Consider the following 13,607-nt stretch of genomic DNA (forward strand, 5'->3'; position numbering starts at 1 on the left):
AATAAATAGCCTGTCTGTGAAACAAAAGAAGTCTTTATACATTGATTTTTCGTTTCTTATGATAAGGATTTTATCGAATGCAGCTTATTTCAAGGCCTAATCAGTTAATTTGTACAAAAACAAGGGTACTAAACAAGTCCAAAACATCCATTTAGTAACCTAATTCTCAAAAAAACAATATTTCTTTTTTTGTCGAACTGACTTCGCAGTTCGATCTGGCGTTACCTAGGATACAAAAAGAGGCCCCACAAGGGGTGCCTTTCTCGTATGCGGGGGTAGCCAGATTGTTCTCGTCGCTACTCGTCTTCGACGAGCGACTCGAACCCTTCGGGCTTGGGCTGATGCCCAAGCTCAAAAATTGCCATACGCACTCACTTCGTTTCGTGCATTGGTAATTTTTGTCGAACTGACTTCGCAGTTCGATCTGGCGTTACCTAGGATACAAAAAGAGGCCCCACAAGGGGGTCTCTGTCAAACCTTCGGCTCGCGGGGTTGCCAGATTGCTGCGCAAGGCAATACGGCAAAGCCGAGCCTTGCTTGCCCTGGCGGGCTCCGGCCTACGACCGGAGCGCAATATTTTCCCTTACGCACTCATTTCATTCGTGCATATGAAAAATATTGTCGAACTTTCAGTTCGATCTGGCCCATCCTGAATACACAAATAAGGCCACCCCCTTTATGGGGGTGACCTTATTTGTATCGGGGTAGCCAGATTCGAACTGACGACATTCTGCTCCCAAAGCAGACGCTCTACCAGGCTGAGCTACACCCCGATTTTTAAAGAAAAGACCGATTCCGATTACTCGAAACCGGCCTTTCCTGAGCTATGAAGGACTCGAACCTTCGACCCACGCCTTAAAAGGGCGTTGCTCTACCAACTGAGCTAATAGCCCGAGTGAGACCAAATATACTAAAGGTCGCCTGTTTTGTAAAGGCAAAACTGGGATTTTACACAAAATAGTGGTTTTTATAAATACGAAACGTACATTCTTGACGTACAAATTTTTTAAATTTGGATTATGCCGTTTAAGATTTCCAAGAGCGCTTTGTTAGCAGGTCTACTGTTGCCTACTGCAGGTATGGCCTATTTTACACAGAACGACGCTGGACGTGAAGTTTTTTCCTTCATGAATACTTTTGACGGCCCCCGCAACACGGCTTTGGAAAAGGCTGCGGGCGCACTTTTCACTTCAGATCCCACCATTGCCTTGGTAAACCCTGCTAGCTTGATAATGCCCGAGGGCAAGAATCATATGGCAGAAGCACATTGGCAGACAGGGGATTTTGCAGACAACCAGGGAAGCCTGTCCTATACCGGACATTACCAGAAGTACATTCTACAGTTAGGCTACAACTGGTTGGACTACGGGACTATTGAAGGTTATGACGATTACGGCGACGCTACAGGCAAGGACTACAATCCGTTCAGCCAGTTGATTACCGCAACGATCGCCTTCCCCATGAAGCATTTTAGCTTCGGTGCCACCATCAAGTTCGCAACGGACAATCTTGCGGATGACGAAGGTGCAAGAACAGCCATGGGCGCCGCTTTTGACTGGGGTATTACCTGGCAGTCCGAAAGCAAGTTGTTCGGACTTGCTCTGGCAGCCCGAGATTTCGGCTGTTTGCTCCGCGACTATGTGGATGATGACGAAAACCAGTATTATCCCATGTCCCAGACTTTTATTTTCAGCGGTTATATGCGTGCTAGGGCGATTCCTCGTCTGACTCTTTTTGCCGCCGCCGAATTCCCACGCTTTGCAGAACCGTTCCTGAACCTGGCTGGCGAATATAACCTGGGCAAAAGTTTCTTTGTCCGTCTCGGATTCTCTAGAACCTGGCTGGACTTGTATCGCGACGCTTTGGAACTGATGGCATCCGAGAACCGCCCGGATGAGACCAACCGGGCACACATGCTGAGCGCAGGTCTAGGTTACATCCACCCGCTTTTCTCTGTGGATTACAGTTTCTCCTACTTAGCACAAGGTCTAGGCCAGGAACATCGCCTCGGCATTAGGTTCAACTTCTAATGAGACAGTTCGACGTTTTCGTTTTTGACAACACAAGCGAATTCGATTCCTGGCAGCCCACTTTCGAAGATCCCGCCTTGGGATGGTTCCACACCAAAGACTGGAACAAGGACCTTAACGAGCTGGAAGCAGAATGGATTGTCTTTGCACATCCGTCCATCAACATCGACAGGGAATTTCTCAACGAACTTGCCATAGAAACGGATAGTTTCCCCATGGTGGACGCATTCGCCCCCCGCGTGAAATCCAACGGACATTTTTACGGTGGACTACTCATTGACGGCTCCAGAGGATTCTCCCCCATTTCCGAACTGGAAGAACTGCGTTACGTGGCGGGACCTAATCCGCTCATTGGAGTTTTCTCCCGAAGGATTATCCAGCGCACAGGACTGTTCGATCAGGATTTGCCTGAAAGCCTGAGACTTCTGGATTACAGTTTGCGCATGGCTCATGCCGGAGGAAAGATGTTCAGCGTGCCTTACCTGGTGGCAAAGGCCTTTGACGAAAAGATTGACGAAAACTTGCAGTGCAAACTGGACGGGACTTTCTTGAACCAGGGTTCCATGGCAAAGGAACTCTGGCCAGTCATGTATAAGAATATGCAGCATGGCACCACGCTCTCGTATACCATGAGGCATCCCACGACCATGGGAATGTTCATCAAAACATCGCAGGAACTTGACGAAAAGAGAAATAAGGCAGTGCTGCTTTCAAAGCTCTCGGAAAAACACCTAAACGCCATTTCCGTCAAGAAGAAGTAATTCTAATTGAACTGCCCGCTGACCTGCATCAGCATGACCGCAAATTGTCAGTATGGCTATTAAAAGAAAATCCAGACGGCAATCCAGAAGACCATCAGACAGAATTCCATTTCCTTTGAAATTCTAGAAAGGAACGAACTGCCCAGAGCCAATCCCAAAATTGCAATCAGTCGTGTCCAGGCAAAATCTTCACCCCTGTAATACAGAGAGATATTTCCAAACAATTCAATCCACAGCCAGAAAATCTGGGCAAGAACCACATAGACCCTGCGGGATTTCCGGAGCGCCGTGGTAGAGAAGCAAAGACAGAGTGCCAACAGGCGGAACGGATAGTACTCCACATCTCCTGCGGCTGCAGAATAGGCTACAAACAGCAAGAGGGATACCGCAAGGACCATTCCATTGCGATACAAACCTGAACCTGGTCGCCACAGGTAATAGGCACATCCCAGGGCCAGCAGACAGCCAAGTGCATTCAGCAGAGGAATCATTCCGAGACCTCCTTCGCCAGGCTTCGCATATACTGGACTAGCCCTCGGATTTCATCTTCCGTGAGACGATCTCCGTAAGGATTCATATTGGCACGGCCCTTGGCAACAACCTGATAGAGAGAGTCTTCTCCTAAAGAATCAAGACGATCCAAAGTCAAAGCAGTAGGCACCGGATAGAACTCACGGACGAACTTTTCATTCAGCCTACCGTCGGTTCCATGGCAGGAGGAACAGCGGGAATTCCATAGAAGTGCGGAAGATTCCCGAGTGACACTTCCCTGCATAAAGGAGTCTTGAATCCTTACCGCAGAAACTTTCTCTTCCGAAGGTTTTGTTGGAATACCAGCATAGAAGATCCCGACGACGCCACCCAAAAGAAGGGCACCGATTGCAACCATAAGAAGTTTCTTCCAGGAACCAACCCGAAGTTCAAAAGACACTTCCATCCAAATAGAGAGTCCTGCAACCAGGGCAATCATGGGATAAGTCAAAGGCAACAAATTTACCAGTTCCAAGTTGCTATCGGGAAGACTCAAGCACCAAATACAGAACAGGATAGTCAAAAGAACTCCAAAGAGAACAGGCAAGCGAAGGACCCGGAATTCAGTCGATGAGAACGGCAGAATATAGCCTTCCTTCACATGATTTGCAGATTCCGTACGGGACACATCCGCTTCCATTTCACTTCCATCCATTTCACCAAAATAGGTGTTGTAATCTTCCATGAACCGCCCTACATAATGGCGCAGCCCATAGAACAGCAACATGAAGAGTCCGATGGAGAAGGAAATGAGGCCGTAATCCACCCACCCAAGATGCGCACCCACATTTTCAAATGAAGGCGAAACAAGATAAAGGCGCTCCAGGAAAAGTCCCGTCAAAATGGAGAGACTGACCGCCAGGCGACCACGACGAGTATCACGAACAAAGGCAACCCAATAAAGTTGAGGAAGCACTCCCGCACAGACAAAAGTCCAAGCAAAGAACTCATCTTTCGCCAGGAAGTCCCAAAGCCAGATAATGCAGATGATCCAGGAGGAAACCATCATCAAACGTTCCAGCATGCGAACACGGAAACCCTCTGCACACAGGAGCGCATTTACCAGGGCAAGTCCCGAATAGATTGCCCCCACCACAAAGTACACAGGGAAGAAAGCCCCCTGCCAGGAAGGAACGAAGGTGGTCGCAAAATCCAGGCTTACAACAGAATGAACCCACAAGACCAGAGGCAGCAACAACCAGGCCAGAGGCTTACGGATTTTTTCCAATGCGGGCTTTTTCTGGGAAGAAAGATGATTCTGGAAGAAGAGCACCGAGAGAATGCCGTAAACAGCGATGCAGCAGAAATCCCATACCAGCGGGGAACCTGCATTGGGGAATATCCCTCGCCCATCCATAAAGGGAGCCACCATGTAGAAGTTTTCAAGAACCCCCAGATGAATCAAGGGGAACGTCATGGCAAGGCAAAGGCTGCATAAGGTGGAAAGTTCCGCAAGCATTGCCGTGCGTCGATCCAGGCGGACCTTCAGTGCAAGGAAAATGGCCGAAAGCAAAGTTCCTGCATGGGCAAGTCCAATCCAGAAAACAAAAAGCGCAATGGGGGTTCCCCAGAAGGTACGGCCATCCGTATACCAGCTTTCAGGACCTTCGTAAATGGAAAGTCCCAAGGCACCAAGGCCAGGCAGGAGCAGCGCCAAACCGATCAGTCTTAGAACCTTCAGCATTAACGACGCTCCATAATGAAAAGAACGGAAGGATCAAAGCCAGCAAGACTCTTGGGCGCATAAAGGGTACGGCCAGCAACTGCCTTGACCAAGGGAGATTCCTTATCCAGCCAGTTCCCGAATATAATCGCCTTCTTGGGGCAAGCTTCTGCACAGGCGGTTTTTACCCCACGACCTCGCCATTCCTCTGCCTTCAGGGAAACGGCCTGTTCCGTCTTGAAACGCAGGCGGTCATCCTGTAGGCGGTGGAGACAGAGGGAACACTTTTCCATGACGCCCTTGTCACGGGTGGGAACCTTGGAATTGAAAACTCTACTCAATCCCAAAGCCTTACTGTCGTGGAAGTTAAACTTTCGAGCCTGCACGGGACAGTTTGCACCGCAAAATCTGGACCCCGTACAACGCTTGTACATCATGGTGCTGAGACCATCTTCACTATGGCTTGCAGCCCCCGTAGGGCAAACTTTTTCGCAGGGCGCGTTCCCGCAGTGGGCACACATGAAAGGAGCGTTCCCCCGCATTTCGATCCAGTGCATAAATCGACCCCGGGCAGCATCCTCATCGGGAACCAGGGGGACGTTGTTTTCCTTATTGCAGGCAAGGATACACTTGCCGCATCCATCGCAGGCGTTCAAGTCAATGACCATGCCAAAACGATTCCTGCCCATCTTCCCCCTCACGGGTAGTTCCTTAGGGAAGGGCACCGGAACCAAATCCAGATCCTTACGGCTCATGGACATTGCCAGACGGACTTCATCTTCAAATTTTTTCACATCCGGCGAGCCACTTAATACATCCGACAATTCGGACAATGCATTCTTGCGGCAACCGAAAAGAAGACCGGCTACGGCCATCAGGGAACAGGACTTGATGAAATCACGACGATTCATTGCCATAAATATACCTAGCGATGGCAGGAGGCGCAATTCGTTGACGCCGGCTTGTAACCCATATCTGCGTTCGTTTCGCCACGATGACACTGAAGGCAGGTCTTCATATCGAACTTTTCACCGCCATAGATGTTTTTAGAAACATCCCCATGGCAACTCGAACAATTTACCCCGGCGGCGGCATGGACCCCATGATGGAACACCACATGGTCCGGCAAATTGGATTTTCTGGACCAAGGCTTTTCTGGAGCCCGTGCCAATGCAGAATCCAAGGTTTCAATTCCCGGATTTTCCGTCAGAGGAAGACGATGGCAATCCATGCAATCCTTCTTGGATGGAAAATAAGCTTTCGCCTGGGAACGACTTCCCGAATGGCAGGACGCGCAATCCAGACCGATAGAATCCCCATGGAGAGAATGGTCGAAAGGGACACCCGCAGAAATACTTCCGCCCGAATTAGAAAGACCCGCACGGAAAGGTTCCGCCCCACGTCCCACCAAAAAGTCCGCCAGGAAAAAAGCAAACACCAGGGAGAAAAGCGCCACAAGAAATTTCACTTGGGCCTCCCCGGATCCTCTGGATTTTGAAGAATGAAAAGCAGCCAGGCCGTCATCATCCTGGCCTGGGTTTCCGTCAGGGGAGTAATATCCATGGCAGGCCATTCATCGGGATGCTTCGGCGTCGGATGCATCAAGTACTTGACCATTTCCTCCGGATGGTCCACATACTGCTGGACATTGTCCCTCATGGGAGGAGCAGCAAACTTTCGGGCCCAACGATGGCAACCCTTACATTCATTCTGGAAAAATTCCTGGGCATCCGTTTTCAGTTCCGGAGTAACGGCAGGAAGCGTAAAAATGTCCAGCGCAAACAACGCACTGGCCAACGCCATAACCGCCAAAAAAATCCTTAACCGAATACCCATCGTAAAGTGAAATATACCATTTTTCTATCTTTTGTCTTATGGGAATTATTGAAATCATCATTATCGCCATCGTAGAAGCAATGGACTGTTTCGCCGTGGCAATTGCAACAGGTCTTAGCAAGTCCGACATTCCCTACTCCAGGGCAATGCTTCAATCGGTGTCCTTTGGCGTTTTCCAAGGCGGAATGACATTGCTTGGATATTTTCTTGGAAACTTTGCAGAACAGTGGTTCGAGTCCATCGGCACCCCCATCGCCTGCGCCATCCTCTGCATTTTGGGCGGCCGCATGATCTGGGGAGCCGTCCGTGGAGGCGATGAAGAAGCTGCAAAAACCAGCACCAGGAACCTTTCCATCGCAAACATCCTTTTGATGTCCGTCGCCACAAGCATTGACGCCTTTGCCGTAGGAATTTCCTTCGCATTCATCAATGCAGACATGGTGACCGCCACTTCCGCCATCGCAATCGCAAGCTTTGTCATGGGCGTCATCGGTTACGAAATCGGTCGTCGCGCCGCAAAACAGTTCAAGACGAAAATTCCCGAAATCATTGCAGGAATCATTCTGATTGGCATTGGGATCAAGATGTTCTTTTAGTATTTTGCTGGGAAAGAGACTGACATGGACCAGAAAGAATTTGACCGCACCCGATATTTTGAATTAAAAAAACAGCTGGAAGAAGCCAGCCGCCTTTACTATAAGGACGGCATCTCCCCCATGAGCGACCAGGATTTCGACTTTGGACTCAAGGAGATGGAAGCCCTGGAAAAGAAGTATCCGGAACTGGGCGGTTCGAATTCCTTAACCAAGAGAGTGGGTAGTGACCTTACCAACGATTTCGCCAAGGTGACCCATGCGGTTCCTATGCTCAGCATTTCCAACGTGTACAGCGCGGAAGAAATGCAAGAATTTGTAGACGCAGCAGAAAAAGGTCTGGAAGAAATCGGCATTGCCGCTGATGCATCCTCCAAATGGATTTGCGAACGCAAGATCGACGGCGTGAGCCTCAGCATCGTGTACGAAAACGGTCGCCTGAAGCAGGCGGTGACCCGCGGCGACGGCGCCCAGGGCGACGACGTCACCTTAAACGCCCTGACAATCAGCGACATTCCTGAATACTTTGACGCAAAGAAGCTGAAGATCGACCCCTCGGAAATTCCCCAGGGCACTTTCGAAGTCCGCGGTGAAGTCTACATGGAGCGGGAGGCCTTTGAACGTCTTAACGAGCAGTTGATTCTTGAAGGCAAGAAGATTTTCCAGAACTGCCGAAACACGGTTTCCGGCTCCCTCAAGCTGAAGAGCGTAAACGAATGCAAGACCCGCCCCATGCGCTTCTTTGCATACCACATTCCCCAGAGTTCCAACCAGACTCATCAGCAGAACTTGGAACAGCTGAAAAAGCTGGGTTTCAACACCAACCAGTTCTGGACCGCCGATACAGTTGATGAAATCATGAAGATTTCCGAGAAGATCGGTGCGGACCGCGACAACCTGCCTTTCGACATCGACGGCATGGTGGTGAAGCTGAACAACTTGGAACAGCAGCGTGCCCTGGGCACCACCAGCAAGAGCCCCCGCTGGGCTATCGCCTACAAGTTCAAGGCGGAGCGCGCCTACACGCCCCTGCTCTCCGTGGAATTCCAGGTGGGCCGCACCGGTGCCGTGACGCCGGTAGCGAACCTTGCACCCGTGCGCCTTGCAGGTACCACGGTAAAGCGCGCCACCCTCCACAACTTCGATGAAGTGGCACGCCTTGATTTGCATTTCGGCGATACAGTTGGCGTTGAGAAGGGTGGCGAAATCATCCCGAAGATTACCGACGTCAAGAAGGAATTGCGCCCCATCGGGGCTGAACCTGTACGCGCCCCGGAAGTGTGCCCCGAATGCGGCACTCCCCTCACCCATGTGGATGGCGAAGTCATTTTACGTTGCGAAAATCTCCACTGCAAGGCCCAGGTGCAATGCCTCTTCGAACACTTCGTCAGCCGCGAGGCCATGAACATTGAAAATCTGGGCCCCAGCCTCATTGCAAGCCTCATCGCCACAGACAAAATCAAGCGTATTCCAGACTTGTACCGCCTCACTATGGAAGACCTGGAATCCCAGGAACGCATGGCGAAGAAAAGCGCCAAGAATGTCTTTGACGCTATCCAGGCCAGCAAGGAACGCAGCCTGGAGAATCTGCTCCACGGTTTAGGAATCCGCTTTGTAGGCCGTACCAGCGCCCGCAACCTGGCAAAACATTTCCGTACTTTGGAAGCAGTCCGTACAGCCCCCATCGAGGAACTCCTAAAAGTTCAGGATGCAGGTCTTGTCATCGCAAATTCCGTATACGATTTCTTCCATACGGAAATGTACACCAATGAGGTGGATGAGTTGGTTGCCCTCGGGTGCCCTACGGAATTCAAGGGCGTCGTAAAAACGCTTTTCGCAGGCCAAACCGCTGTCATCACCGGGACGTTACCGTCCATGGACCGCGACGAGGCCCGCAAGCTCATCGAAGAAAACGGCGGCAAGGTCAGCGGGTCTGTCAGCAAGAAGACCAGCTGGGTGCTGGCCGGTGAAGCCGCAGGCAGCAAGCTGACCAAGGCAAATGAGTTGGGCGTTCCCGTCCACGACGAGGCATGGCTTCTGCAACAGATTGCGGAATCTGAAGACGTCATCCTGGAGGGAGCAACGCGACCGATAGGATCCAAAGACGAACCTATCCAAACGAGCCTGTTCTAGGAAATTTCATCCCGGATTCTATCGGACCCAAAGGGTCCTCCAGAATGACGTAAGAAAATTATTGCGCCGGTGTTTCAGCAGGCTTTTCTACCGTAGATTCAGCAGGCTGTTCCGCCATGGTAGCCTTTTGCGGTACAATCTTATTCCTCACGCAACGCACGGAGAAGGAGAAGTTCTCGAAATCTTCCATGGAAGCAAAATCATCCTTGGAATAAATGATGTTCCAGTAGACTGCACCCATTCCGTCACCACCATGAGCGGCCCAGAAATACGTGCTTGTACCTAGTTCAGCATATTCCCCGTCTGCAAATCGGTTACCCGAAGGCAATGCGTTAAATCCACTGACAGCAGATATGGGAGCTCCACCGCGGGCCCATCCTTCCTTGCTCTTCAAGGCGGAACCGATTCCACCCCTACGCATATTCAAGGCCTTCTGACCAAGAGCAATCCATTCCTCGTTCGTCGGCATATGCCATCCTTCGGGGCAAATCCCCTGATGTTCCGCCATGATACCGCCAGACATGGAATTATCCACATAATCCGCAGGAAGCCTCATGGCCACATGCCACGGGTACAGGCGTCCGTAGGACTTACAGCGGATATCCTTGTCCTCGTAGCAGTAGCTGCCCGGTGCCGCAAAACGCAGGTTTTCCGCCATCCAGGTATCGTTCCCGATAGTCACCGTCTTGTAGCGGTTATCGTCACGGACGTCATAGATGGAAGTACTGTCATAAATTTCGTCTATGTCCGGGGGATCCATCATGCAGCGTAAATAGTAGGCTTCATCCTTACGAGCGGTGTCCCGAACAAATTCATCGTCGTTATAGGAAAGAGTCATGGCCACAGCAGTAATGGAATCCACTTCGGAACCAGACCAGAAACCTGTAAAGCTTCCAAAGCCGCTAAATGCCAGTTCCGGTTTCCAGGTAGAATCTACAACGCAGGAATCGGTAAAGACAGTATCAGCCACTCCCCCCTTCTTTGCAGGAGGGATAATCTGCTTGATAACCGTTTCACAAATCATCCTAGGCTTGGTATATTGAATTGAACCGAGTGGTTCCGCATTGAAACCAAAACCATTGATACCAGCCATGGCATCCTCGTTTTCCTGCCAGCCCGTACGGGATTTAAGGTTGGTTCCTACATCCACAGAAGGGTCAATATCCTTTAAGTAGGAATCAAGTCTATGGAAATCCAAAGCAGTGGGTACATGCCACCCATTGGGACAAACACCCTTAGGCTTCACCTTGGAAATGGAATCCCTACCCACCTTTCTGGCGTATTCGTCCCCAAGTTTCACCACGACATGCCAGGGATAAAGACGGCCATACTTTTCGCAATTTTCAGGCTTATTCTCGTAGCAGAAACTACCCGGAACCTTCACGTCCAGGTTGTTTGCCATCCAGACCTGATCCCCGATATGGACCGTCTGGATCGTACGGCCCTGAACCTCGACCACCTTTGTTTCAATATGAGGAACAGGAGAAGGCGGTTCCTTGATTTCATATAGACGGTCTTCGACGCAACGGACGGATACTGCATTTTCCTTACTCTCGAATACACGATCCAAAGTGCGTAAATCATAAACCAAGCGCCAGAAATAAGCTCCGCTAGCATCGTATTCATTGGATGCCCAGAACTGAGCAGAATTTCCAATGTCCATATACTCGCCTATGAAATAACGTTCACCCCCCGGAAGCGCATTAAAACCGAATTCATCCTTTCCTTCGGGGATTCGCATTTCACGTTCCCATTTTTCGGAAGACTTAAGGCTAATGCCAACACCATCGGAAATGCCCTTCTTCCCCACGAAAGCTTTCATGATCTTCCATTCCTTATTGGAAGGAATATGCCATCCCATGGGGCAGACATCATGAATCTTGTTAATCTTCTTGATTTTCTTGATGGATGTATTGTTGTAAAAATCCACCAGCATACGAGCCTGGGCCCAGTTGTACAGGCGGCCATAAGTCTCGCAGTTATAGTCCTTATTGTCGTAGCAAAAACTGCCCTTCACATTAAAACGAAGGTTTTCTGCAAACCAGCGCTGTTCACCGATCTGCACCGTCTTATAAACTCGACCATCACGCTTATCCTTGAAATCCGGCATCTTTTCCACATAGGCAGAAGCCGAAACAGCCAAAAGCAGGATTGTACACCCAACAAACTTAAAAAGACGTTTTGTAAACATTCATTAACTCCAAACATCAATATAGATACAATTTCCAACATCATCCAAACTTTTGTTCAAAAAAACACAAGCAAATTCAAAAAAAGACCCCCGGTTATTCACCGAGGATCTTTTTACAGAAAGTCTATCGCCTCAGTCATGCCCAAGCAAGCTTGGTCGCGACATTCGGCTCAAAACTTTTTAAGCTTTAGTTAGCTAGTAATAATTTTCGCTACGCGAAAATTATTAGCATGCGCCCTGCCACTTCATAGCGTCAGCAACCTTGAGGAAGCCAGCAATGTTTGCACCCATGACGAGGTTCTTCTTGTCGCCGTACTTTTCAGCAGCGGAAGAAGCAGCCTTGTAGATGGAGGTCATGATGCCATCGAGCTTAGCGTCGACTTCCTGGAAGGTCCAGGAGAGACGTTCGGAGTTCTGAGACATTTCGAGACCGGAGGTAGCAACGCCACCAGCGTTTGCAGCCTTAGCAGGTCCAAAGAGAACGCCAGCCTTGAGGAAGGCTTCGATTGCTTCCGGAGTAGAAGGCATGTTAGCACCTTCAGCAACAGCCATCACGCCGTTAGCGATAAGAGCCTTTGCGGATTCTTCGTCGATTTCGTTCTGAGTTGCGCAGGGAAGAGCGATGTCGCACTTGACAGTCCAAACGCCCTTAGAACCTTCGTGGTATTCAGAACCCGGAACGCGCTTTGCGTATTCAGAGATACGGCCTCGTTCGACTTCCTTGATCTGCTGAACAACTTCAACCTTGATGCCGTTCGGGTCATAGATGTAACCGTTGGAGTCAGAAACGGTAACAACCTTTGCACCGAGTTCCTGAGCCTTCTGGGTAGCGTAGATAGCAACGTTACCAGAACCGGAGATCACGACAGTCTTGCCAGCGAAAGAGGTGTTGGCGAGGTCCTTGAGCATTTCGCGGGTGAAGTAGCAGAGGCCGTAACCGGTAGCTTCGGTACGTGCGAGAGAACCACCGTAGGAGAGACCCTTACCAGTGAGAACGCCGACGAATTCGTTGCGGATACGCTTGTACTGACCGAACATGTAACCGATTTCGCGAGCGCCAGTACCCTGGTCACCAGCCGGAACGTCGGTGTCAGCGCCGATGTGCTTGCAGAGTTCAGTCATGAAAGACTGGCAGAAGCGCATCACTTCGTTATCAGACTTGCCCTTGGGTTCGAAGTCGGAACCACCCTTGCCGCCACCCATGGGGAGAGTAGTGAGGGAGTTCTTGAAGATCTGTTCGAAGCCGAGGAACTTCAGCATGGAGAGAGTAACTTCGCCACGGAGACGGAGACCGCCCTTGTAAGGACCGATAGCGGAGTTGAACTGAACGCGGTAACCGCGGTTAACCTGAACGTTGCCCTTGTCATCCAACCAAGGTACGCGGAAAGTGATAACGCGTTCCGGTTCGACCAGGCGGTCGATCACGCCGTTGGTTTCCCAGGACTTGTCCTGAGCGAGAACGGGGTCCAGGGATTCGAGGAATTCACGAACAGCCTGGTGGAACAGAGCCTGATCCGGATCGCGTGCGACGACCTTTTCATAGACGGACTTGAGGTAAGCATTCTGGATTGCCATAATGTATTTCTCCAATTGAGAGTTTATTGTTTGTTTTTGTTACGGTTTTAAAGATAACAAATAATGAAAAAAAACAAGTGGTTTTATACAAAAAACGTTCATTTCTTACATTTTTGTAAGTTAGTTTTTTAGAATATTTTCAAAGTGCTATTTTTCGCAAAATTTAAAGGGTCTATTTCCAAAAAACTCACATTTTTGTAAGTTAGACATCCCAACAAACAAACGTAAACAAAGATTTACATCCATAAATTGAAAGTTTTCCATTTTTTGTACTCCAAAGCAGGATTCAAGCGC

General features: G+C 49.9%; 11 protein-coding genes and 2 tRNA genes. 4 read left to right on the forward strand and 9 right to left on the reverse strand.

What is annotated here, in order from left to right:
• Window positions 1-699 precede the first annotated feature (699 nt).
• Both BGX12_RS04050 and BGX12_RS04055 read right to left on the reverse strand, forming a co-directional pair.
• Window positions 700-773, reverse strand: a tRNA-Pro gene (locus tag BGX12_RS04050).
• Between the two features lie 47 nt (window positions 774-820).
• Window positions 821-893 (reverse strand) — tRNA-Lys (locus tag BGX12_RS04055).
• A 126-nt stretch (window positions 894-1,019) separates the two neighbouring features.
• Between BGX12_RS04055 and BGX12_RS04060 the strand changes: the two genes are divergently transcribed.
• On the forward strand, window positions 1,020-2,030 hold the full coding sequence (locus tag BGX12_RS04060) for a hypothetical protein (protein WP_109734813.1): 1,011 nt from the start codon (window positions 1,020-1,022) through the stop codon (window positions 2,028-2,030).
• A complete protein-coding gene (locus tag BGX12_RS04065) occupies window positions 2,030-2,791 on the forward strand; it encodes a hypothetical protein (protein WP_109734814.1) in 762 nt (253 codons plus the stop codon). The genes BGX12_RS04060 and BGX12_RS04065 overlap by 1 nt, the downstream gene beginning before the upstream one ends.
• A gap of 59 nt (window positions 2,792-2,850) precedes the next feature.
• On the opposite strand, the gene BGX12_RS04070 is transcribed toward BGX12_RS04065, so the two are convergent.
• The 5 genes from BGX12_RS04070 to BGX12_RS15285 are packed head-to-tail and all read right to left on the reverse strand — an operon-like array spanning window position 2,851 to window position 6,788.
• Window positions 2,851-3,282 carry a hypothetical protein gene (locus tag BGX12_RS04070; RefSeq protein ID WP_109734815.1) on the reverse strand — a complete coding sequence of 144 codons (432 nt, stop codon included), beginning with the start codon at window positions 3,280-3,282 and terminating at the stop codon, window positions 2,851-2,853.
• On the reverse strand, window positions 3,279-5,006 hold the full coding sequence (locus tag BGX12_RS04075) for a c-type cytochrome (protein ID WP_109734816.1): 1,728 nt from the start codon (window positions 5,004-5,006) through the stop codon (window positions 3,279-3,281). The genes BGX12_RS04070 and BGX12_RS04075 overlap by 4 nt, the downstream gene beginning before the upstream one ends.
• The gene (locus BGX12_RS04080) at window positions 5,006-5,896 is read right to left on the reverse strand and encodes a 4Fe-4S dicluster domain-containing protein (protein ID WP_158278159.1); all 891 of its coding nucleotides are present in this window, start codon (window positions 5,894-5,896) and stop codon (window positions 5,006-5,008) included. The genes BGX12_RS04075 and BGX12_RS04080 overlap by 1 nt, the downstream gene beginning before the upstream one ends.
• A 14-nt stretch (window positions 5,897-5,910) precedes the next feature.
• Window positions 5,911-6,453: a cytochrome c3 family protein gene (locus BGX12_RS04085; RefSeq protein WP_158278160.1), complete on the reverse strand. Its 543-nt coding sequence runs from the start codon at window positions 6,451-6,453 to the stop codon at window positions 5,911-5,913.
• Window positions 6,450-6,788, reverse strand: coding sequence for a c-type cytochrome (locus BGX12_RS15285; protein WP_146196243.1), 339 nt, complete (start codon window positions 6,786-6,788; stop codon window positions 6,450-6,452). The genes BGX12_RS04085 and BGX12_RS15285 overlap by 4 nt, the downstream gene beginning before the upstream one ends.
• A gap of 71 nt (window positions 6,789-6,859) precedes the next feature.
• Between BGX12_RS15285 and BGX12_RS04090 the strand changes: the two genes are divergently transcribed.
• Complete coding sequence (locus BGX12_RS04090) at window positions 6,860-7,417, forward strand: manganese efflux pump (RefSeq protein ID WP_109734819.1); 558 nt, start codon at window positions 6,860-6,862, stop codon at window positions 7,415-7,417.
• A 24-nt stretch (window positions 7,418-7,441) separates the two neighbouring features.
• Window positions 7,442-9,547, forward strand: a complete 2,106-nt coding sequence (gene ligA, locus BGX12_RS04095; RefSeq protein WP_109734820.1) for an NAD-dependent DNA ligase LigA — start codon at window positions 7,442-7,444, stop codon at window positions 9,545-9,547.
• Window positions 9,548-9,605: 58 nt separating this feature from the next.
• On the opposite strand, the gene BGX12_RS04100 is transcribed toward ligA, so the two are convergent.
• Both BGX12_RS04100 and gdhA read right to left on the reverse strand, forming a co-directional pair.
• The gene (locus BGX12_RS04100; protein ID WP_109734821.1) at window positions 9,606-11,738 is read right to left on the reverse strand and encodes an FISUMP domain-containing protein; all 2,133 of its coding nucleotides are present in this window, start codon (window positions 11,736-11,738) and stop codon (window positions 9,606-9,608) included.
• 225 nt (window positions 11,739-11,963) lie between these two features.
• Window positions 11,964-13,313 (reverse strand): NADP-specific glutamate dehydrogenase, encoded by a 1,350-nt coding sequence (gdhA, locus tag BGX12_RS04105; protein WP_109734822.1) that lies wholly within the window; start codon window positions 13,311-13,313, stop codon window positions 11,964-11,966.
• Window positions 13,314-13,607: the final 294 nt, after the last annotated feature.

Source organism: Fibrobacter sp. UWR4, assembly GCF_003149045.1.
GTDB lineage: Bacteria > Fibrobacterota > Fibrobacteria > Fibrobacterales > Fibrobacteraceae > Fibrobacter.